16 protein-coding genes are annotated in these 22,296 nt (G+C 38.8%); 5 read left to right on the top strand and 11 right to left on the bottom strand.

Annotated elements, in window-relative coordinates:
* Positions 1-105: 105 nt before the first annotated feature.
* On the bottom strand, positions 106-1,014 hold the full coding sequence (locus tag A3Q33_RS02005) for a LysR family transcriptional regulator (protein ID WP_196798034.1): 909 nt from the start codon (positions 1,012-1,014) through the stop codon (positions 106-108).
* 134 nt (positions 1,015-1,148) lie between these two features.
* Between A3Q33_RS02005 and ppc the strand changes: the two genes are divergently transcribed.
* Both ppc and A3Q33_RS01995 read left to right on the top strand, forming a co-directional pair.
* Positions 1,149-3,710 carry a phosphoenolpyruvate carboxylase gene (ppc, locus tag A3Q33_RS02000; RefSeq protein WP_081178385.1) on the top strand — a complete coding sequence of 854 codons (2,562 nt, stop codon included), beginning with the start codon at positions 1,149-1,151 and terminating at the stop codon, positions 3,708-3,710.
* 230 nt (positions 3,711-3,940) lie between these two features.
* Positions 3,941-4,894 (top strand): DNA/RNA non-specific endonuclease, encoded by a 954-nt coding sequence (locus tag A3Q33_RS01995; protein ID WP_196798033.1) that lies wholly within the window; start codon positions 3,941-3,943, stop codon positions 4,892-4,894.
* Between the two features lie 382 nt (positions 4,895-5,276).
* On the opposite strand, the gene A3Q33_RS01990 is transcribed toward A3Q33_RS01995, so the two are convergent.
* Positions 5,277-6,560, bottom strand: a complete 1,284-nt coding sequence (locus A3Q33_RS01990; protein ID WP_081178381.1) for a lytic murein transglycosylase — start codon at positions 6,558-6,560, stop codon at positions 5,277-5,279.
* Positions 6,561-6,825: 265 nt separating this feature from the next.
* Between A3Q33_RS01990 and A3Q33_RS01985 the strand changes: the two genes are divergently transcribed.
* Positions 6,826-7,602: a phytanoyl-CoA dioxygenase family protein gene (locus A3Q33_RS01985; RefSeq protein WP_081178379.1), complete on the top strand. Its 777-nt coding sequence runs from the start codon at positions 6,826-6,828 to the stop codon at positions 7,600-7,602.
* A 138-nt stretch (positions 7,603-7,740) separates the two neighbouring features.
* On the opposite strand, the gene A3Q33_RS01980 is transcribed toward A3Q33_RS01985, so the two are convergent.
* Entirely contained in the window at positions 7,741-8,613 is an 873-nt protein-coding gene (locus tag A3Q33_RS01980; protein ID WP_081182198.1) for an MYG1 family protein, read from the bottom strand.
* Positions 8,614-9,119: 506 nt separating this feature from the next.
* On the opposite strand from A3Q33_RS01980, the gene A3Q33_RS01975 reads away from it, so the two are divergent.
* Together A3Q33_RS01975 and A3Q33_RS01970 are read left to right on the top strand one after the other, a co-directional pair.
* The gene (locus A3Q33_RS01975) at positions 9,120-10,445 is read left to right on the top strand and encodes a sulfite oxidase (RefSeq protein WP_081178377.1); all 1,326 of its coding nucleotides are present in this window, start codon (positions 9,120-9,122) and stop codon (positions 10,443-10,445) included.
* A 1-nt stretch (position 10,446) separates the two neighbouring features.
* Positions 10,447-10,800 carry a hypothetical protein gene (locus A3Q33_RS01970; RefSeq protein WP_081178375.1) on the top strand — a complete coding sequence of 118 codons (354 nt, stop codon included), beginning with the start codon at positions 10,447-10,449 and terminating at the stop codon, positions 10,798-10,800.
* A gap of 123 nt (positions 10,801-10,923) precedes the next feature.
* Here A3Q33_RS01970 and A3Q33_RS01965 read toward each other — a convergent pair whose 3' ends face one another.
* The 8 genes from A3Q33_RS01965 to A3Q33_RS01930 form a co-directional block, all read right to left on the bottom strand.
* Positions 10,924-12,249 (bottom strand): aspartate aminotransferase family protein, encoded by a 1,326-nt coding sequence (locus A3Q33_RS01965; RefSeq protein WP_081178373.1) that lies wholly within the window; start codon positions 12,247-12,249, stop codon positions 10,924-10,926.
* Positions 12,250-12,684: 435 nt separating this feature from the next.
* Positions 12,685-13,380 carry a TorF family putative porin gene (locus tag A3Q33_RS01960; RefSeq protein ID WP_081182195.1) on the bottom strand — a complete coding sequence of 232 codons (696 nt, stop codon included), beginning with the start codon at positions 13,378-13,380 and terminating at the stop codon, positions 12,685-12,687.
* Positions 13,381-13,399: 19 nt separating this feature from the next.
* On the bottom strand, positions 13,400-14,617 hold the full coding sequence (locus tag A3Q33_RS01955) for a BCCT family transporter (protein ID WP_081178371.1): 1,218 nt from the start codon (positions 14,615-14,617) through the stop codon (positions 13,400-13,402).
* 344 nt (positions 14,618-14,961) lie between these two features.
* A complete protein-coding gene (gene betA, locus A3Q33_RS01950) occupies positions 14,962-16,647 on the bottom strand; it encodes a choline dehydrogenase (RefSeq protein ID WP_081178369.1) in 1,686 nt (561 codons plus the stop codon).
* Between the two features lie 79 nt (positions 16,648-16,726).
* Positions 16,727-18,190, bottom strand: a complete 1,464-nt coding sequence (betB, locus tag A3Q33_RS01945) for a betaine-aldehyde dehydrogenase (protein WP_081178367.1) — start codon at positions 18,188-18,190, stop codon at positions 16,727-16,729.
* Complete coding sequence (gene betI, locus A3Q33_RS01940) at positions 18,181-18,786, bottom strand: transcriptional regulator BetI (protein ID WP_081178365.1); 606 nt, start codon at positions 18,784-18,786, stop codon at positions 18,181-18,183. The genes betB and betI overlap by 10 nt, the downstream gene beginning before the upstream one ends.
* Positions 18,787-19,649: 863 nt before the next feature.
* Positions 19,650-20,216: a hypothetical protein gene (locus A3Q33_RS01935; protein ID WP_081178363.1), complete on the bottom strand. Its 567-nt coding sequence runs from the start codon at positions 20,214-20,216 to the stop codon at positions 19,650-19,652.
* Positions 20,217-20,374: 158 nt separating this feature from the next.
* A complete protein-coding gene (locus tag A3Q33_RS01930) occupies positions 20,375-22,042 on the bottom strand; it encodes an endonuclease (protein ID WP_081178361.1) in 1,668 nt (555 codons plus the stop codon).
* Between the last annotated feature and the right edge of the window lie 254 nt (positions 22,043-22,296).

The raw sequence follows: 22,296 nt of genomic DNA, 5'->3' as shown, positions 1-22,296 counted from the left end.
ATACCTCCTTATACTCTGCATGATAATGCAATTATTTTTTACTATATACCAACTATCATAAACTATATCACTAGGTGGAGATATTTGATTATAACTTTTCGCTAATTATTGCTGATTATTTTGAACTGCTGACGCTAATATACCTACGCCATTCTCTACCATGAATTTGTGAAAGGCGTCTGCGAGTAAGGTCGGTTGTCTTGATGCGTTTTGCACTAATCGCCATTTGCTTCGGATGGGGAAGTGTTCAACATTAATGATTTTAACTCCTGGCATAATACCAAAGTCTAGGGTGTGTTTACTTAGCACAGATATTCCCAAGCCTGCTGCAACGGCTTGTTTTATTGCTTCACTACTGGCAATCGTCATTTTCTCATTTAAGGTTAGGCCATGTTGTTTAAATAATTCGACGGTATATTCACGTGTGCCAGAGCCCGCTTCACGTAGAATAAAAGGGTAGTGGCTTAAGCGCGCTAAACTCACTTTTGGAAATTGGGCTAACTCATGATTGTCAGGAACAACTACCACCACTTCATTCTCTAAAAATGGTGTTTCAATCACTTGTACATTTTGTGGAATGTTACTAAATATATAAAAGTCGTCGCTATTCTCAAGTAGTCGGCTTTGTATTTTCTCTCGATTACCTATTTCTAACTTAATCTCTACTTTTGGGTGTTGTTTGGCAAAGGCAGCGAGTAGCAAAGGTAAAAAGTATTGCGCGGTGGTTACCACTGAGATTAATAAGGTGCCTGTGATCACACCTTGTAAATTATCTATATCAGTTTTTAGGTTGTCGAGGCTTTGAAATATGGTATTTGCACTGCGTAATACTGCTTTACCGGCATCGGTAAGCGTAAGTTTTCGACCTTGCATTTGGTAGACGGGTAAACCGATTAATTCACTTAAATTTTTTAATTGAATAGAAACCGAGGGTTGAGATATATGCAAGTTTTCGGCGACAACCGACAAATTTTGGTAACGCGCCAATGCTTGAATAAGTTGTAATTGCCTCATAGTTGGTTGTCGGTTTGACTGCAAATTTAATGGCATATAGAATTTTGTCTATGCTAAAGATTAATTTTATATATTAGACTCTATTTCAAATTAATTCTACGCTTATGTTACTTAGCTTAATAAGAGAACAAAGCATGTTAGAAACCATATCACAAAATATTCGCTCACTTGGTTCTGTACTGGGTAAAACCATTGCCAATGATAAAGGCCAACGTTGGTTAGAAAATGTTGAACGTGTGCGTTTACTCGCCAAAGACGGTGTTGCACAAGATGCGCTTGCTATTGATGAGCTACAATCCTTATTTGAATCGTGCGATGAACAAGACTTATTAATTTATGGCCGTGCGTTTAGCCAATTTTTGAATTTGGCTAATATTGCCGAGCAGCAACATACCACCAGCGAGCAAGGCTTGGCTGAGCTTGATTTGCCGCATCCGTTAGCGTCTTTAAAAGAGCAAGTTAGTGGTTGTACGCCAGAAGCGTTTTTGTCAGCTATTAATAAACTTCATATTGAATTGGTGTTAACAGCGCATCCAACAGAAGTTAATCGTCGTACGTTTATTCATAAATACCATGAGGTTGCTGAAGAATTAGGGCAGTCGGGTGCAGATTTAAATGGTCGAATTGAAGAGTTGATTGAACAAGCGTGGCATACCAGTGAAATACGCTCACAACGTCCTACACCATTAGATGAGTCACGTTGGGGTTTAGATGCTATTCGCGATAGTTTATGGTTTGCAGTGCCAACTTTTGTGCGTGAGTTAGACGAACTTTGTCAGGCTGTAACGGGGCAAACATTACCTTTAGACGCTACGCCGATTACGATGGCAAGTTGGATGGCGGGAGATCGCGATGGTAATCCATTTGTTACCGCAGAGCTGAGTAAGCAGGCTATTATTAATGCCAGATTGCTGGCGGCTGAACTGTATTTACTTGATTTTCAAAACCTGTATCTTGAATTGTCGATGAACAAAGCCAGCGATGAATTAACCGCTGCTGATACCGATAATATTGGTCCATATCGCCATATTTTAAAGCAAACCATTGCACAGTTAGAGCGTAGTGTTTCGCTATTGAAAGATAACAAAACCGAAGGGGTTATTGCCAGTCCTGACGAGTTACTCAAGCCTTTAGTTATTTGTCGTGAGAGTTTATTAGCTGCGGGATTAAACCGTGCTGCCAACTCAATGTTATTGGATGTTATTCGGAAAATACATTGCTTTGGTATTTCACTGGTTAAGCTTGATGTTCGCCAACACAGTGAGTTTCATGATCAAGCAATTTCAGAGATTACTCAAAGCTTAGGTTTAGGGGATTATTTAACGTGGAACGAGCAAAAACGTTGTGAATTTCTTCAACAAGAGCTTAATAACCCAAGGCCATTACTGCCTAAGGTTAAATGGAGTGAACAAACCCAAGAAGTGCTCGATACATTCAAATTTATTGCTGAGCAACCTAAAGAAGTTTTAGGCATTTATATTATTTCAATGGCAAGTGAACAAAGTGATGTACTCACAGTTAATTTATTAATGAAGGCGACCGGTATTACTTGGGATATGCCGATTGCACCATTGTTTGAAACACTAGACGATTTAAATAGTGCGGCAGGTGTTATTGATAAGTTACTAACTGACCAGGATTACACAAAACGTACCCATGGCGCGCAACATGTCATGATAGGTTACAGTGATTCAGCGAAAGATGCTGGCGTACTTGCCGCAGCATGGGCGCAGTATCAGGCGCAAGAAGCCTTAGTAGCTGCAGCGAAAAGTCACAATATTATTCTGAAACTATTTCATGGTCGTGGTGGCACTATCGGCCGTGGCGGCGGGCCAGCTCACGCGGCTATTGCATCACAACCTCCTGGTACTTTAGAGGGTGGTTTAAGAGTTACCGAACAGGGCGAAACCATTCGTTTTAAATTTGGTTTACCTAATTTAGCCGTGCGTAGTTTACATTTATACGCCAGTGCCATCTTAGCTAGCTTAGTGAAGCCGCAACCTGCACCGAAAGATACGTGGCGTAATGCGATGGAAGACATGGCGAAAAGCAGCTGCGCTATTTATCGTGACTATGTCTGTGAACAAGACGATTTTGTCACTTATTTTCGACAAGCAACCCCTGAGCAAGAGTTGTCGTCTTTACCGTTAGGCTCTCGACCTAGCAAGCGTAAATCTGACGGCGGCATTGAGTCGTTACGTGCTATTCCATGGATATTTGCCTGGAGCCAAAACCGATTAGTGGTGCCAAGCTGGCTAGGCTTTGGTCAGGCGATTTCTGATGCAGGCACAACACACAAAGATGCCATTAAAGACATGTTAGATAACTGGCCATATTTTAGAGCCCGTATCTCACTGACTGAAATGGTGTATTTAAAGTCAGATATTAATATATCTAAATTATATGATGAAAGTTTGGTTGAAAAGAACTTACTGCCCATGGGTGAGGCACTGCGTTCACAGTTAACGGCGGATAGAGAAACGGTGCTTAAGCTACTTGGACAAACAGAATCATTGGAAAGTGATCCTTGGAATCTTACGTCGTTTAATTTACGTCGACCGTATTTACTGCCTTTGCACTTGTTGCAGATAGAAGCATTAAAACGTTTACGAAAACAACCTGAACATCCGGTTTGTGAGCAGCTGTTGATGGTAAGTATGACTGGTATAGCAACGGGGATGCGTAATACGGGTTAGCCTTTAATCAAAAGCAGTATTTAGATAATAAAGCAGCCTTTTTCGGCTGCTTTTTTTTAAAACAGTTTTCAGGTGTTTTTTTACCAGTAATAAATGGCGAGTGATTTTGATCTTTATCAAATCACTGTAACGTTATGACTGCTAGCTTTTCAGACGTTTTCTACATATTGTGTATTTTTATAACTTGTCTAGACTTAATTATACATTTACAAGGACGGTGGCATTACCTTATGCGCGATGGCTATCAAAAAGATTTTTTACCTTCATTCAATATTGAGTTACCTAAGCCTAGCTTGTCTCTTTCAGGCGATGTATTGCAACCACCGGGGTTATTGGATGGCAATGTAGTCATTCCATATATCCATTACTCGCTCATTATGAGTAAATCTACCAAGCAGGCGCTATTTTCCGCTGCCAATGTTGATAATGCCATTGCGCAGACGGTATCAGGTTATAAAGGTCGTAAGTGGTTTATTGATGCGCGTGTCGGCAGAGATAATCAAATAACCAATAGTGCTTATATAGGAACACCCTGGGATAGAGGACATTTAACTCGACGCACCGCGGTTACTTGGGGTGATTACAATACGGCATTATCTGCCAGCAATGACAGTTGTGCTTATACTAATGCTTCTATGCAACATAAGCGTTTTAATGAAGACGAATGGCGTGTACCAGAAACGGCGGTTTCTAAGTTCAGTTTATCAAAAGACAATAAATTAATTGTAATGACAGGGCCAATTTTTACGACTTGCGATCGCTTTTTAACCAAAGGTGTTGGCTTTGAGCCCGTTCGTATCCCTTCAGGATTTTGGAAAACCCTGACCTATGTTGACCATAACGATAAACTCGTTACCTCAGCATATATATTCTTTCAAGACACTGACACGTTAAGAACGACTAAAGCTAAGCAGCGTATTAAACTTAAAAACTTCCGTGTAACAACAACAGAATTGCAATTATGGACAGGGTTAGAGTTCGAAAAGCAAATGTTTGATAGCAACCCGCTTTGTTTTTATACTGGCCCAGAAGCCATTAAAGTTAACAGGTTAAAAGATTTATCCAATTCAACTGAAGCTTTATTAGCTGCAGGGGTTATTGAAACGGACGCTTATAACGAAGCAAAATACACCCTTGAACTGAAAGTGCTTTATGAATTAATTGAAGAGTTGAGTTGGTATTAACCTAGAATAAACTATGTTATTTATTCTAGGTTAATCGCAGGTTTAATAATTGACGGACTGAAGTCCGACCTACAAAAAACAATAGTCCAACGTTAAGTTATCCCCCGCAAGCCCCGTGTAGGTTGGACTTTAGTCCATCAAGTCAAATAAAATATAGTACCTGTTGGCATAAGTACCTGTTGGCATAAATACCGATTAAAAATAATAACCACTTTATATGTTTTAGGGTTTTCAGGTTTATCGCAGGTTTATCGCAGTTTTAATAATTGACGGACTAAAGTCCGACCTACAAAAAAACAATAGTCCAACGTTATGTTATCCCCTGAAAGTCCCATGTAGGTTGGACTTTAGTCCATCAAACTAAATATTTATTTAACTTTATCTAACTCTGTTTATCGACCTTTGGCATTACTGAATCAGTTTCACTCATGACTAAGTTAATTTTTGTAAACAGTTCCTTATTTGGATATCCATCCGCAATAAGTTCATGTTTGAGCTGAAATGAGCGAATAGCATCTCGGCTTTTTGGCCCCCATATACCATCGGGTTTACCCGTTTCAAAACCTAATGTATTGAGTTGGCTTTGTAGGTTTTTCATCTCTACAAAGCTATATCGGTTCGCATTAGCTTGTTCTGTTTGTAAAAATTCAAGTCCGTTCGCGCCAACTAATTTATTCGCTAATAAACCGACGGACAGTGCATAACTTTTTGAAAGATTCCACGTCATAATGACATTGAAATTAGGGTACAGTAAAAATGCTGGCCCTTTATGTCCAGATGGTAAATAAAGCTCTGCCTGAATATCATAAGTCGATAATACTTGGTTGTTCGTTTGTTTCACCCCTAATTGCTGAAAATAACTCAGTGGGTAATATTGGTCAAAAGCGACTTTCTCAAAGGCAAAATTTTCTGGTAATTTAACTTCTCTGCCCCAGCGTTCTTTTGCTTGCCAACCTATTTGATTCAGGTAATTGGCCGCTGTAGTTAATGCGTCAGCTTCACTTTGCCAAATATCTACTTTACCGTCATTGTCGCCATCAACTGCATACTTTAAGAACGCGGTTGGCATAAATTGCATATGTCCCATGGCACCCGCCCAAGAGCCTTGCAGTTGTTCAACAGATACCTTTTCTGATTCAATTAAGGTAAACAAGTTTAATAGTTCTAGAGTGAAAAACTCGCTACGACGTTGGTCACATGCCAGTGTTGCGAGCGAATTTAGGACTGACATTTTACCTTTGTGCTTACCAAACACTGTTTCTAAACCCCAAAACGATACTAGGTATTGGCGTGGAACACCGTATTTTTGTTCTAATTTATCAAATAGAACTTTATTTTCTACTAGCTTCTGCTTGCCAACTCGCTCATGGTAAGTACTAACTCTGGCCTTAATATATTGCTCAAAGGTCTGGGTGAATTCGGGCTGTTTTTTATCTAAAGCGATCACGCGCTCAATAGGGGAAATATTATTAATAACGGTTTCGGTGATATAGCTAGAAAATCCTGCGGTTTTAGCGCGTTCAGCTAAATTAACTTTACACTGATTAAAATTTTCATCAGCAATTGTTGCGTTAGCAAAAAGTGGAATAAATGCGCAGGTGGTGAGAAACTTTCGGTAATTGAAAAAAGTGATTACTTGCTTAACAAGTGGGTGTGACGAAGTCATGAAAAAATTCCTAAGCTAAAACGATATCTGAATTTGAGCAATATAATATGAGTACAATACCATGGCTAAATTTTACTTTGATGACAATCTTTAAATCATTATTTGATTAAAATGAGGTGTTAAAAAGTGTGTGTTAAAAAAGTCGTGTTAAACATATTAGGCAATTGAAGCATGTTAATACCAAAACAACCGTACTGTCTAGGCAATAGCTTTTTCAAAAGGTTATAATAGCAAGTTGAAAAGAAACGTAGAGGCAAGGTAGTTAATGTTAGAAGACAAGTGTCAATTGCAGCGTAATTATGACGAGCAAGGTTACTTTGTTATTAGGAATTATTTCAACGACGCTGAAATAGCCCAACTTAGAGCCGTAGTATTGAAGTTCCATCAATTATGGCAACGAGACAATGCAACGTTTTATCAAGAGGAAGCCTTTAACTCTTCTTTAATTACCGGCAGTGAATATTTATCGAGCGATGATCGAGTGAAGTTGTTTAATTTTATCAGCTCGAAAAAAGTCATGAATGTTGTTGAGTCGGTAATCGTCAACAATCCTGCCTTTATGAATACTCAGCTATTTTTTAACCCGGTTAATCCTACACAGAAAGATTTTTGGCATCGTGATTGCCAGTATGACCATGACATTGAAGGACAAAAAATCGCTATACAAGAAACACAAGTCTTGCATCTGCGAGTACCTTTATTCGATGAATTGGGTATGGAACTTGTGCCAGAAAGCCATAAGCGTTGGGATAACGAAGAAGAATTTAATGTCCGACAAGAAGAAAAGGGCAAAGTCAGTAGTGATGACTTATCTACCGGTAAAAAAATAAGCTTATCCACAGGCGACTTATTAGTGTTTTCAGCCGATATGATTCATCGTGGTTTGTATGGTTTAGACCGATTAGCGTTAGATATTTTAGTGTTCGATTCAGCCGGTGATTTTGCAGACTATGTTGATGATGACTGTTTGCCGGATAATGCTATGTTGGATAAAATAGATGATCCAAGACTATTTATTAATACTATTAACTTGAAGTCGTAGACTGATATTTGTAAAAATAATAATGACTTAGGCAGAGCTTCATTTTTCGAGGCGAAGCTATACCTAAGTTATAGGGTGCATAACGGCAGGACATAAATCATTAAATGACTTTATCTATTTTGGCTATAGTGCAAAAATTTATTCTGTTTCCAGCGCAATAGCCGCCATTTTCATTGTGCTCTCAAATGATTCTGCACCAGCGATAAATAAACCATTGTGACAGAACATTGCATCGTCAATACCGGTAACTTCTTGCAGTGCTTCGTTCGACAAGCCAGCCCATGGAGCAGGTAGTGACTTTCTATCTTCGAATGAACCAGGTTCAACCGGGACGGTTTGAATGCGCCATGGGCCAGAGCCTGATGGGTAAACCATATATAACGCTTGTTCAGACAGTTTGTGAACGGTTGTTTTCCAAGGCGTGTATTTTTCTAGCACAATGACACGTGGATCTTCAGCATTATCAATCGCTTTAGCGACAATGGATTTCGCGCTAATGCCGCCGTCAGCTGAGGCAATAAAACGTGTTAATACGCGCGATGCAAACGCAACAGCTTCATCAAAACAAGTATCAAAGTGACTGTCTTCTTGCCAAGTAGGGTTAAACATAGAAATAGTTTGGCTTAAGCTAATACCTTGAGCAACACCTTCAACATGACCACAGTCGATGGCGTCAATAGTTGACACTAAACCTGCATCTACTGCTTGGGCAACTTCTTGGTTACCTTGGCATATTTCTACACCGTATTTTTGCCAAATTAAACCAAATGATGAAAAAGGAATACCATTGTCGCGTGCACCTGCACCTCCGCGTTGATGGTGATCAAACCGACCGGTATCAGCGTCATATTCTCCACCGACATCAATCACAATATCAGCCTTACCTATCACTTCTAAATCACGGGTACGTACAAGGTTAAAAGTTGGGAAAATGTGCTTAAGTGCCGCAATGCTGAAAACATCGTCAGCATGAAAATTACCGTTGTGAGTTACTATCGTTATATCGTTTATTTGAGTCATTTATATTGGGTCATTTTAGAAAGGAATAAGAAGGCGGTGCAAGTTGCTTTTACTACCGTAGGCTTATTTTCAAGCGTTTCAATGAGTAAAATTACTTGGTGATTCTATACGAAGACAGTGCAAATAAACAGCTGATTTTTATTCACGAATTTATCAAATAAATACTAAAGCATGTGTCTTCTATTGGGTGTTGATAAAAGACAGATATTATATGTGTGCTTCAGTGTAAAGTTAAAATAAAGCTATTAGTTTAATAGCAGAGAACATTGTAATAAGAACAATACTTTAACTGCTTGACCAGAACATAAGGTGTAGATAATATGAACTAACTCGTAAATTATCGATAAATTCATTTGGACTACAATGTCTTTTTCTATTTTTAAATATTTACATTACTAAGTCTTTAAAATTTGATTTGCAGGCGCTGAAATTGGTATGAATGCGTGACAAAACAGTACGCATTTTTAAGTTGTAATTTTACTCACGGAAGGTTAATTATGAAAAAACCATCAAAAAAACAAATATTAGAAAAAGGCATTCATGAACTTTATCGAGAAAACCCAGAACAAGCAGATAAAGCCATATTTGGCCGCACCACTGATCCGGTTTCTCGCCGAGGTTTTCTAACCGGGTTGTCTACCTTGGGTGCGGTGTTAGGTGCCGAGGTTGTTTTTGGACGATTTATGCCAGGCGGCTTGATCCCAGCAGCATTTGCTGAAACTACTGAAAAATTTCGAATAGCGGGTAAGCATGCTGGCCTCATTATATTAAATGATCGCCCGGTGAATGCTGAAGTACCTGCTCATTTATTAAATGACTTAGTCACACCAGCCGATAAATTATTTGTGCGCAATAATGGTCTTCCTCCTGAAAATGTTGACGTTAATAATTGGACATTAACGATAGGTGGTGAATCAGTTAAGACCAGTAAAACATATACTTTAGCTGAACTGAAAAAGAAATTTACCCACCATACTTATCAATTAACCTTAGAGTGTGGCGGCAATGGCCGTGTTGAATTTGACCCACCAGCGAAAGGTAATCAATGGGGCTTAGGTGCTGTTGGTTGTGCTAAATGGACCGGTGTACGTTTAAGAGATGTACTCAAAGATTGTGGTATCAAAGATGATGCGGTTTATATTGGCTATCATGCAGCTGATGAACATTTAACGAGAAACCCAGATAAAGAAGCTATTTCTCGTGGTGTGCCAATGCATAAGGCTTTGGAAGATGAGTCGTTAATTGCCTGGTCATTAAACGATGAAGAAATACCCGCAATGAACGGCCACCCGCTACGCTTAGTTTTTGGTGGCTGGCCTGCTTCCACTTCAGGAAAATGGTTAACGGGTATATCCATACGTAATATTGTTCATGACGGGGCTAAAATGAGTGCGCCAGCTTATCGTATCCCCTGTGAGCCAGTAGCACCGGGTACTAAAGTAGCGGCTGAAGATATGTGCATTATTGAAAGTATGCCGATTAAGTCAATGGTTACCTTTCCAAAATCAGGCGTTAAGCATGCATTAAAAGAAGAGTTTTCAGCTAATGGACATGCGTGGGTTGGTGATAAAACCGTGGAGAAAATGCATGTCTCAATTGATTTTGGTAAAACCTGGCAGGAAGTTAAAATATCAAAGCCTGTAAACCGCAATGCATGGCAACATTGGCAAGCCAAAGTTAAATTCCCACAAGCGGGCTATTATGAGTTATGGGCTAAAGCTACCGATAGTGATGGTGTTTCTCAACCGATGATTTTACCGGGCTGGAATCCTAAAGGTTATTTAAATAACGCTTGTCATAGAATTGCAATTCAGGTGGTTTAAGATGATTACTTTCAAAAAATCGATATTGATCTTAGGCTTGATAGTCTTACCTTGCAGTTATGCAGTTAGCGAAGAGAAACTCGATAAAGATAGCGGCTTTGTTGTCGATACAGGTTTTGAGTTGGTTAAGGCTAATTGTACCGCCTGTCATTCTGCTGCGTTAGTAACACAAAACAGAATGAACCGTGATACTTGGTTGGAAACTATTCGCTGGATGCAAAAATCACAAGGTTTATGGCCATTGGGCGAGAGTGAAAAAGTCATACTTGATTATTTAGCTAAACATTACAGCCCAACTGAAACAGGTCGTCGTAAAAACCTTCCTGCTCATTTGATGCCTGCGGTAGAAAAATAGCGCTGAATGACGTTATGAATACTTAACAACAAAGTATTGTTAAGTATTCATATTAAATAAGGACTTGTTAACTTAAAAATGAAATGATGTTTGCTGGGCGTTATCTGAGTACTTACTGAGTACTTACTGAGTACTTACTGCTGCTGCCATAGATTTTTCAGCCACTTGCTCTAACCAATTTAAGTCCATGGTTTGATGCGCTTCACAAATAAACCAAGGTTCACGCGAATCGGGTTCTAACATTACGCCATTGTTTATTAAGTTAAGGGCGAATTGCGTGTATAAGTCGCTGTTTGTTCTTTTCCAGTCACGATAGTTTTGCGGTACGTTTGCGCCAAAATGCACCCCAAACATAGCATTAGGCCCTGCAAAACAATGTTCAACACCAAACTTGGTAAATACACGAGAAAGCAATGCTTGGATTTTTTGGCCTACAAGGTCAATGGTTTCAAGTGCATCAGTTTCTTTAAGTAATGTTAAAGTTGCTTTTGCCGCACTTAATGCCACCATGTTTGCGGTATAAGTGCCGCCATGAGTAACGCCACCTTTATCAAAAGAAATGGTGTCCATTACTTCAGCTTTGCCACCAAAAGCAGCAACAGGGTAACCATTACCCATAGCTTTAGCGTAAGTGGTGATATCGGCGTGTATATTATATAAAGCTTGGGCGCCACCTTTAGCCACACGGAAACCTGTTTTTACTTCGTCCATAATAAGTACAGAGCCATTGCTGTTACACATGTCGCGTAGTTTCTGCATGTAGGTTTGTGTCGATGCAATAGAGCCACAATTACCCATAATAGGCTCAATCAAAATGGCTGCTATGTCATGGCCATGTTCTGCAAAAACAGCGTCAATAGCTGAAATATTGTTAAGTGGCACACTGACTTGATGTTCGCGTGTACTTTGCGGAATGCCCGCGCCAAAAGGAATGATTTCTGGTGAGTTTTTATCGTCTGCATCCCAGTTATCTACGTCAGATTTCCACATAACTTCGTCATGCAAACCATGAAACCCACCTTCAACCACAACAATTTTATTGCGTTTGGTATAGCCCCTAGCAGTACGCACAGCGCCAATAACTGCTTCAGTGCCTGAATTAGCAAAGCGCATTTTTTCAATGTTAGGACAAAGTGACTTAACCAATTCAACCACGTCAGAGTCGAGACCAGTAGAAAAACCAGAAATAGTGCCAACGCTGGTAATTGCCTTGATGACTTCGTTATCAACACGTTCGTCACGGTAGCCTAAAATAATAGGACCATAAGCTAAACGAAAATCAACGAATGTTTGTTCGTCGCAATCAGTAATAGTGCAGCCTTGCATGCTACTCAAAAATACGGTGTTTTCTTCACCCCAATAACGGTAACTATCGGCAACGCCTAAAGGCATATTAGTGTGTGCTCTTTTGAGCATTTTAGCACTGTTGGGTTTGTGTGTTTTGGTCATAATATGTTCCAATCTAACTGATTTATTTTAAACATTTGGACGGTAAATTTAATGCTGGGGATAATACAGGGATAGTAAGACGTCAGGAAGTGCTAGTTATACTTTTCGGTATTTAATGGTGAATGTTAGTCGTTTGATGTAAAGGTTTGGGTAAAAACTTGAAGTGAAAACTGAGGTGGAGTTTTCCTGCAAGCTTTAGTGATTGCTTTAGACATTGCTTCAGACATTGCTTCAGAAAAAGCTTCAGGAAAAGCTTCAGATAAAGTTATCAGCTTAGATTTTTCATATCATGTTAACGAGTGAATAAGGCTAGGCTTAATTATGAACTGTAAAGGGCAATAAAAAGCGCCCTTACATAAAAGCTGTAAGGGCGCTTAAATTAGTATTGAGGTATTAAAAAATCAATACCTGCTGCTAACGCTATAAACTTAGGTGCTATAAACCAAAGGTACGTGACACGGATAAAACAATGCGTGAATCTGCACTGTCAATATTCATAGTGGTATCTTCAATCGCTAGATTAAAATCAAACCCTTCATAGTGGGTCATATATTCAAGGCGCATATGATTGAATGATTTTTTACCATCCCACAACCATTTATTTGTATCATTTGACGTCGAACGATCGAAAGTCGCTTTCAGGTGATGACCTGATGCTACTTCAAAGGTATGAGCAATCATTGTAATATAATGCCCCGATTCAAGGCCAAAATAGTCCCAGGTGTACCAGAAGTTTAGTTCGGTCTTACCGACCGATGAGTTGTAGCTAAACTTGGCATAAGTCTCTGGATAATTGTAAGTATCGGAAGTTGAGTCGCCGTGGTAGGTATAGTAAGCAATACCGGTATCAAGACCTATTTTTTCATCTAACTGAAAGTATTTGCCTGCGTAAACATCTAATTCTACCTTATTGTTACCAAAATCAACTGTTGATGCCCAGGTACCAGCATAAAAACCATCGGTTCCTGAATAATCTAAACTTGCTTGTAACGCTGGATCATTTCCAGTCAAGCTTACGCCATTAAAAGTATAATCAGAGGTTAAATTAACCGTTGAAGTTACTTCAGCGAATACCGCTAAAGAGGTTGTTAGTAGAAAACTTGTTGCTAGGGCAATAAGACTGCTTTTCATTAATTGTATACTCATTTAATTAGGTCACTCGTTCTAGTTTGGTAAAGTCGATTTTATTTTCTTTTGGTGAGCTTTCTATTGCGGCTACTTCTTTAAATTTTCTGAGCAGAATATAACCAAAGCAAGAGAAGAATAGCCCGATAACTAATGCGCCAACCCATTGGATTGCTAAGAAATCTAATTTGAATAACAAGGTAAGTAAACTTAAGGCAATAATATTGCCTAAGAAATATTTAACTTTACCTATACGGGTTACCCCTATATTCAAATTGTCGGTGTATAAACGGATCAGTGAGTCGAGAGAGTTAACCACAAATGTAATGCCAACAAATGCCATGGCAATATTATAGAAACCAGCCGTTTCTATACCGTTCATGCTGTAGTAATACAAAACGCTGAACCATATTGCGATCGGAATAGACGGAAATACCAACATAGCCAATAGTACTTGGTAAGTACGTAAACCACTGACAAAACGTGAAGTAAATTGGCCAATCATAATGCTCCATGCAAACCACCAGTAAAGATAGAATTCATGATAAGCATTCATTGGTAGAACAAACTCGTGAATGTTACCGAAGTAGCCACCTAACATTGAAAAGGTATTGGCAAATTGGCCGATGCTTGAGTTTTCACCAAAAAATGCACCGCCCCACATGACCGCAATTAACGCGATAAAAAGCCAAGTGGTTGCTAGGCTTAAAATGCGTACATAACGTATGTTGGTACTTGAATACACGGCAAAGGCAATGACTAATAATACAATTAAGTAGAAACTACCAATAATAGACTCACCATCGCCAAGGTCTGGCATATACCAAGGTAAGTTAGACAGTAATAAATAAGCCGTAAATGCACAGGTGCCTATAATAACAACGTTATTAATGAACCTAACCAGCGGAATTTCAAAGAATCGTACACGTGGCTCAATAACACAAAAGTAAAAGCAGGTGAGAAAGTAAAAGCTCCAAATAAGGAAGGCCCAAAAACCAAACTCTATAGCTAAGGGGTTAGTAAAACCGTACTCAGGGCTAGTTGCTAAATCGGCGTAACTTGCAAACTCAGTTAATGGGAACATAATAAGTCCGACATCAAGCCCCGAAGTAAACAATATAGCAATAAAGGTAAACGTTTTAACGGGTGTTACACCAACACAGCGAATATTGCCCCATCGATATAGTACAAATGCGATTGCGCTAAAAGTAAATAACATTCCTGCAGATAACCATGCGGTCATGATAGTTTCCTTATTACGTTTTCAATCAATTTAAAGATAAATTAACTCCTATTTTTTCTTACAGACCGAGTGTTCAGTTTCAGCTTGTTAGCCAATTTGATGAATTGTGTATGCTACTTTTTTATGAGAAAAATGGATAAGTTCAGACTATAAATTTAGTCAGTAATTATGCTACTGATAAACGTTATAACGCTGTATTTTTTCATTTTTACCCTTAAAAATAAGCGGGCAATAAATCAACTTGGTACTCGGCTTAAAACATTAATTGTCGTCGCCATGGCATATACCGAGGTAGAACCATGACGATGATAATTACTGTTTACAAGAACACTCACGATTAAACATTATTGTGTTGTGCGTTTTGGCACATTTGAACGCTGTTGCTCTTGCCAGTTTGTCGCTAGCGTAACTTCTGCATTAACTGGCGCTAATAGCGTTCGTCCGCGAATAATATCGGCGGCGCGTTCAGCAACCATAATGGTGGGTGAATTGAGATTACCATTAGGAATTGTTGGGAATATTGACGAATCAACCACTCTTAGTCCTTCAATGCCATGTACTCGTGTTTGAGGGTCTACCACTGACATTGCATCTGTACCCATTTTACATGAGCAAGAAGGGTGGTAAGCACTTTCAACAGATTGACGTACGAAAGTGTCAATTTCTTCATCTGTTTGTACTTGAATGCCCGGCTGAATTTCTTCCCCACGAAATGCATCAAGAGCTTGCTGGTTAATAATTTCACGCGTTAGACGAACACAGGCACGAAACCCTTCACGGTCTTCTTCGTGTTCAAGGTAATTAAATTGAATTTCTGGATGCGCTTTAGGATCGTTTGAAATAGCTTTGATCTGCCCACGACTCTTAGGTTTATTATGGCCAACATGTACTTGAAATCCGTGACCTGCAAAAGCTTCTTTACCGTCATATCGCATTGCTGCCGGTAAAAAGTGATATTGAAGATCTGGCCATTCAACACTGGCTTTTGAGCGAATAAAACCACAAGATTCAAAATGGTTGGTTGAACCTAAACCTTTTTTGCTTAATATCCAGCGAGTGCCTATTAGCAATTTACTCCACCAATCTAACTTGCCATTGAGTGTAATTGGCTGCTTGCACTTAAATTGAAAATAAAACTCTAGATGATCTTGCAAGTTTTCACCTACACCAGGTAAATCGTGTTTTACTTCAATATTTGCGGCTTCAAGCACAGCTTTAGGGCCGATACCTGATAACTGTAATATATGTGGTGAGCCTATAGAGCCGGCGGATAAAATAACTTCTTTATTTGCCCCAACATCAATTATTTTGCCTTTATGCTCGTACTTAACACCAACGGCTTTTTTACCTTCAAGTATAACTTTATGTACCAACGCATGCGTAATAACCGTTAAGTTATTGCGCGACATTGCTGGTCGTAAATAAGCATTTGCTGTAGAGGCGCGCACACCGTTTTTAACGGTCATGTGCATTGGGCCAAAACCTTCTTGTTGAGCCGCATTATAATCTTGCGTTTCAAAGTAACCGGCTTCAACTCCCGCATTGATAAATGCTTTGTAAAGCGGATTTTTCATTTCATTGCCGTTGTTTACGCCTAAAGGTCCGTCTTTTGCGCGATACTCATTGGCACTAAATGCCCAGTCTTCAGACTTTTTAAAATAGGGTAAACAGTGATCGTAATCCCACTCTTGGGCGCCATGTTGCTGCCATTCATCAAAATCTTTTGCATGTCCACGTACATAAACCATGCCGTTAATTGAAGATGAACCGCCTAATACTTTACCTCTAGGGCAGTGCATACGTCGATTATCAAGAAACGGCTCTGGTTGGCTTTCAAATTGCCAAGCGTATTTTTTTGAATTCATCGGAATAGACAATGCCGTTGGCATTTGAATAAAAATACTTTTATCGCTGCCGCCTGTTTCAATCAGTAACACGTTGTTATTACTGTCTTCACTAAGACGATTTGCTAAGACGCAACCCGCAGAACCAGCACCGACAATAATGTAATCAAATTTTTCACTTTTCATTTAAAACCTTTAAATTAATTTAGAGTATGAAGACTTTTTAAAGCCTAATTAACGAACAAAAATTGAGTTACTCTGTTCGTTAAAAAGGACTATCGAGAGGCTGTAGCCCTACATAAACTGCTTTTATTTGAGTGTAATGATTTAGGGTAGCAAGACCGTTTTCTCTACCAATACCTGACTGTTTATAACCACCAACAGGCATTTGGGCTGGTGATGCACCATAGCTATTTATCCAACAAATACCGGCTTGCATTTGATGAACTACACGGTGTGCTCGGGTAATATCTTGGGTAAATACACCGGCGGCTAAACCAAATTCTGTTGCATTGGCTCGGCTGATCACTTCATCTTCATCGGTAAATGTTAATACGCTCATTACCGGACCGAAAATTTCTTCACGGCAAATGGTCATTTGGTCAGTACAGTCACCAAAAATAGTAGGCGCAACAAAATAACCGTTTGGCGAACTTTCTAGTTGTAACGCTTTACCACCATGAAGAAGTGTTGCGCCTTCTTTAATGCCAATATCGATATAGCTTTGTACTAATGCCATATGTTTAGCTGAAATTAGTGCACCAAAGTTAGTGTTAGGATCCATAGGATCGCCCGCAACAATATTATTTTTAGTGCGATCGAGCAGTTTCTCAATAAAGGCTGGGTATAGTGATTTTTGTACGAATACGCGTGTACCGTTTGTACAAACTTCGCCTTGGGTATAAAAATTACCTAACATGGCGGCAGAAACGGCATTATCGATATCCGCATCATCAAAAATAATCAGGGGTGACTTACCGCCAAGTTCCATGGTGACATCTTTAAGTGAACTGGCAGCAGCGGCCATGACTTTTTTACCGGTGCCCACTTCGCCAGTAAATGAAACTTTTGCAATTTCTGGATGATGAGTTAACCAAGCACCGACTTCACCCGCGCCTTGAACAACGTTAAATACGCCGTTAGGTAACCCTGCTTCGGTAAATATTTCTGCTAATTTTAATGCGCCAAGCGGTGTTTCTTCAGAAGGTTTAAAAATCATCACATTACCGCAAGCTAATGCTGGCGCTGCTTTCCAACAAGCAATTTGTAATGGATAGTTCCAAGCACCTATACCTGCGCAAATACCTAAGGGCTCACGGCGTGTATAGTAAAAGTCGCCATCTACGGCTTGTTGATTACCTTCAATACCAGGCGCTAGCCCGGCAAAAAATTCGATTGAATCAGCGCCTGATAATACATCAACTACTGAAGCTTCTTGCCATGGCTTGCCGGTATCAAGTACTTCAATTTTGGCTAACTCGTCATTACGTTCATGTAATAACGCAACAGCTTTAAGTAAAATTCGGCTACGTTCGGTAGCACTCATTGCTGACCATGTATCAAAACCAAGCTTCGCGCTGGCTATGGCTTTTTCTTGGACTTGTTCATCGGCAACTTCAACTTGATAGATAACTTTTCCCGTAGCGGGGTTAATCACATCAAATGTTTCACCACTGGCATTATCTATATAAGTACCATCGACATAATTTTTATAACGTATTAATGACAAGTAACATCTCCGTATTGGTTAATTTGTTCGTCTATAAAGCTTTTACATAATTGCTCAGCTTTGATGAATTCTTCTTCAGGCGAAGAACTTAAGGCACAGCGTAGCCATAAGCCATCAATCATCGCTGCGGTTTTTTGAGACGCTACTATGGCAACATCTTCTGCTAATAATTGACGATATGAAAAAAGCAGGTTGCTATATAAACGCCTACTATTGATATTTTGTAATCTTTTTAGCTTTGGATCATGCATTGACTCTGCCCAGAAACTAAGCCACGTTTTTATGGTAGGGGTAGAGCGCTGAAATGAGGTGAAATTAGCCTCTATGATCATGTTGAGTCGTTCGGGTGCATTAAGTTTTTTTGGCGATACACGTTCAAGTAATGCTAACTTTAATTGCTCTAAAAGATGCTTAATGGTTGCTTCTATTAGGCCTTGTTTACCACCAAAATAATGACTAATAATTCCAGAAGATAATCCCGCAATTTTACTGATGGTTATAATGGTTGTACTTTGTAATCCGTGTTGACCAATCGACTCTAATGTTGCATCAATTAGCTGTTGTTTACGCAGAGGTTTCATTCCAACTTTAGGCATATTACGACTTCTTTTTTATTAATTGAACGTTCAATTAGTTTCTATTCTAATGGTTTTTTATGGGATTATCAACTCAGCTTTAAAAGCTGAACTTAGCGGAAGGTGCCTAAAATCATGCTTATTGGTGTTCTATATACGTTATAGACGAGTATTAAACGCCATGAATTAAATTTTAAAAAGGTCATTAAAGGTTAGGGGTCTAATAATTATTTTGGTGTGGAATGAAGCTAATGTTGTTATTTTTATTCATTAAGAGAGGCTCTAAAAAAAAGCTCTTATAAACAATAGTAGGGGATTTTTTGGGGGAGGGGCTAGTGAAAAATATAGCGAAATTGATGATTAAATATTCATGAATTTATTTAAATGGAAAATATCTATCATCATTGCCGCCCACTTATATTTAGAGCAGCCAACCAATTATATTAAAGTTTGCCACCTTATAAGATTTAAGTATTTATAAGCAACGGTGAGCTTTAAGTCATTAAAATTATGTGAAGGAGTGATAGTTTTTAGGGGCAGAACAGTCATGATTATCTGCTTACTTGTGAGGCCGGTTAAAGCTCATTGCGGACGTTCAGTGCTTTGATAACTAAAACTAATGTTCATATATTCCAGACATTTCAACGAACCTGACCCCGCAGGTATGTTTCAACGAACCTGACCCCGCAGGTATTGGTGCAGGTTGGGGGATAAATAGGTAATTTAGTATCTACTCGCTAAAAATTTGCCGTTTAAATATGACAACGGATGATATATTTAAATTTCGCTGCTATGTAGTTAGGTTGTATTTAAGATGAGTGTTATTTTAAATTTTACTAAACTGCATAAGTACTCAACAACTTAACAATGAACTATTTAAATTTTTATTGAATTTCGATTACCGGCAGCCATCGATTGGTTGGCTCTAGTTCATCAATATCGTGCGCAGTTACGGGTGGTAATGTTGTGTTTTTTGGTGGCGCTGCCAAAAGGTTTAGATCAACTGCCATAGCTGTACCACTTAATTTATCTGACTTGAGCTCAAAACGATAATAAATACCTTGATAAAAGTTGGCACCAAATTGGGAGGCTTTTTTGTACATAAATAATAAGTCATGTGAAAGCCAACTAAAATCTGTTGTGGTGATATTTCGAGGGCTACTATATGGGTAAGCTAAATGGCACCATAATTCGGGACCTTCTAAGCATTTCATTTCTTTCATTGATAAAAAATAATCTTTAAATATTTGATGTTCAACGTCAATTTTATAATGAATTTTCTCTGCATTATTTGAGAAAGTGACTGTACCGATAAAATACTTTTCTCCTTTATTATCAAATAAATGTATTTTTTTTGTACCTTGGTAAAAGTTTTCAGATTCAATAATAGCCTGTTGCGTAACACAAGATAAGGTGAGAAAGGCGAGCAAAACAATGATGTATTTATGCATTTAAAAAGCCCTTTAGCGATAGTGTTTAATTACTTTAAAGGAATTATAAAAGCTGTATATAACACTTAGGGAGGATTTTATCTTGCTTGAGAGCAGTTGTGTTAGGTAAATAAAAATGAAATGGCGCTTCTAGCACCACTTCATTTGTATACTTACTATTAGTTTACGCTCCAAATTTTTTCCACGTATTCAGGGTGGTCAACAAATGGATTACGGTTACCTTGATGTGAATAAGCCGCTTCGTTTCGGTCAATTTCTTTTTGACTAACCGGGTCGTTAGCGTGCCAGCGTAATAACATATTTAGCTGCCATGTTTCGAACACTTTATTACTACTGCCATCTAATATCGCATTGCCATAAGTGCTATTGGTTTGCCAAGATGAGATAACGTTTTGATAGCGCGTTGCCATATAAAGTTGAGCGCGGGCTAAATCACCTTTAAATTCATTAATAGGTTCAAATACGGTACCGTTATAACCTAATGCTGAAGTGGCTGAGCCGAGTTTACTATTGTTGGTAGAAGTAAACGTGGCACTCGCTACTTCACCGTAAGGGAAGCCGCTGCGCTTAGAGTTAACATAACCATCGGTAGCAAAAATATGATGAATATCAGAATTCATCGGTTCTATTGTGCCGCCAAACCAGCTTTTTGGAAATGAATGTTCACGGTTGTAACAATCACCTTCACCGCGATAAGAGCCACATTGATTAGTTACTTTGGTATAAGAATAGCTATCACTACCGAAAGGTTTTTCAGCATAAATATCTAAAATTGTACCGTCGTTATCATAATAGGTATCTAATGAATGGTTAGCGTAGAAGGTCCAAATTGCGCCATAGCCTTGAGCGGTGTGGTTTTTAATTAAATTGTGTAAAGCGGTTTTAAGGCTATAGCCAGTTTGTGTTGTAATACTTTGATAATAAGTCCCTGGATTACCGCCAGAGCCGCCACCTGCAGTACCAAGGGTGAAGGTTTTACTTTCTGTTTGAGTAAACGTACCGCCTGAAACAAGTGAAGTTCCTGCAAGCGAGATATCGTACGAACCGTTACCATAAGTACAGCAAATACCATCGCCATAGCTGTCGTTTATAGTAAAAGTATAATCGCCATCGGTTAAACAAATGTTTTCGCTATAACTGGTTGAGTTACTTAAGTTACTGCCAATAGCTTGCTCTATGTTACTGCTATTTTTTATCGACCAACTGGTTTCATAACCATATTGATCTGTGGTTAAGCTGAAGGTAATTTCATTGTCTGAGCAGCCAGTACCACCACCAGTGCCTGCACTTGTAGTGGGTTCAAAGTCATCAACATAAACGGTTTCAGAGCCGTCGAAGCCAGTGGTGTCATAAAAGCGCAAGCCAACAGCTATTTCTTTTGTGGTGGTTGCTGAATATGTATAACTAACTTGTTGCCATTGATTAACTAAATTAGGATCTGAATAACCTCGATAACCGTCAGCGAAAAGTCTAGCTTTAACACCTCCTTCGGTATGATAAACCCAAACCGAAAAATCATAATTTTGGCCCGCCGTTACGGCTATATTTTGTAAAAAATCGGTTGAGCCTTGTGTTGCGGTATTAACAGTAATAGCGGCAGAGCTTGTGCCAGTTTTTATTGTATTGGTGTTTTGGCTAACGTTGATGCCAGTGTCTACAGTAGTCCAGTTGTCGGCACTTGCATTTGACCAAGCTTCGAAATTACCATTAAGTACATCAGCACTTGCCATAAAGCTAAAGCTACTCAGAAGAGTAAGTATTAATTTTTTATTAAGTTTCAAAGAATGTTCCTTCTTTTTAATAGTTTTTTTGTAAACGGAAACCATGACCACCGTTAATTTATTAGTAACTTATAACCATTTAGTTAAGTTTTTTATGTTTATTTCTATATTTATTTTTACAATTAACGACAGGTTAGTTACAAAATATTACACTTGATACCAAGGCATAGTGCCTCATAATTTTCGGGAATAAAAGGGATTGTTAACTGTTCGGAGTCTATATGCTTTATAACTTGACTAAGTGGATTGTTTTTATTGGCAAAAAAATAGAGAAAAATAGAGGACCTAATAATAAATAT

Origin of the sequence: Colwellia sp. PAMC 21821 (assembly GCF_002077175.1) — a bacterium.
Lineage (GTDB): Bacteria > Pseudomonadota > Gammaproteobacteria > Enterobacterales > Alteromonadaceae > Cognaticolwellia.
The sequence above is the reverse complement of the archived record's forward strand: the minus strand, read 5'-3'. Positions and strand labels throughout refer to the sequence as shown.

Excerpts from the sequence above, each read along its gene's own strand:
- betA (WP_081178369.1), bottom strand. The coding sequence starts at position 16,647 with ATGAAAAGTGAAAAATTTGATTACATTATTGTCGGTGCTGGTTCTGCG.
- A3Q33_RS01995 (WP_196798033.1), top strand. The coding sequence starts at position 3,941 with ATGCGCGATGGCTATCAAAAAGATTTTTTACCTTCATTCAATATTGAG.
- betI (WP_081178365.1), bottom strand. The coding sequence starts at position 18,786 with ATGCCTAAAGTTGGAATGAAACCTCTGCGTAAACAACAGCTAATTGAT.
- A3Q33_RS01990 (WP_081178381.1), bottom strand. The coding sequence starts at position 6,560 with ATGACTTCGTCACACCCACTTGTTAAGCAAGTAATCACTTTTTTCAAT.
- ppc (WP_081178385.1), top strand. The coding sequence starts at position 1,149 with ATGTTAGAAACCATATCACAAAATATTCGCTCACTTGGTTCTGTACTG.
- A3Q33_RS02005 (WP_196798034.1), bottom strand. The coding sequence starts at position 1,014 with ATGAGGCAATTACAACTTATTCAAGCATTGGCGCGTTACCAAAATTTG.
- A3Q33_RS01965 (WP_081178373.1), bottom strand. The coding sequence starts at position 12,249 with ATGACCAAAACACACAAACCCAACAGTGCTAAAATGCTCAAAAGAGCA.
- A3Q33_RS01935 (WP_081178363.1), bottom strand. The coding sequence starts at position 20,216 with ATGCATAAATACATCATTGTTTTGCTCGCCTTTCTCACCTTATCTTGT.
- A3Q33_RS01975 (WP_081178377.1), top strand. The coding sequence starts at position 9,120 with ATGAAAAAACCATCAAAAAAACAAATATTAGAAAAAGGCATTCATGAA.
- A3Q33_RS01985 (WP_081178379.1), top strand. The coding sequence starts at position 6,826 with ATGTTAGAAGACAAGTGTCAATTGCAGCGTAATTATGACGAGCAAGGT.
- A3Q33_RS01970 (WP_081178375.1), top strand. The coding sequence starts at position 10,447 with ATGATTACTTTCAAAAAATCGATATTGATCTTAGGCTTGATAGTCTTA.
- A3Q33_RS01930 (WP_081178361.1), bottom strand. The coding sequence starts at position 22,042 with ATGGTTTCCGTTTACAAAAAAACTATTAAAAAGAAGGAACATTCTTTG.
- A3Q33_RS01955 (WP_081178371.1), bottom strand. The coding sequence starts at position 14,617 with ATGACCGCATGGTTATCTGCAGGAATGTTATTTACTTTTAGCGCAATC.
- A3Q33_RS01960 (WP_081182195.1), bottom strand. The coding sequence starts at position 13,380 with ATGAAAAGCAGTCTTATTGCCCTAGCAACAAGTTTTCTACTAACAACC.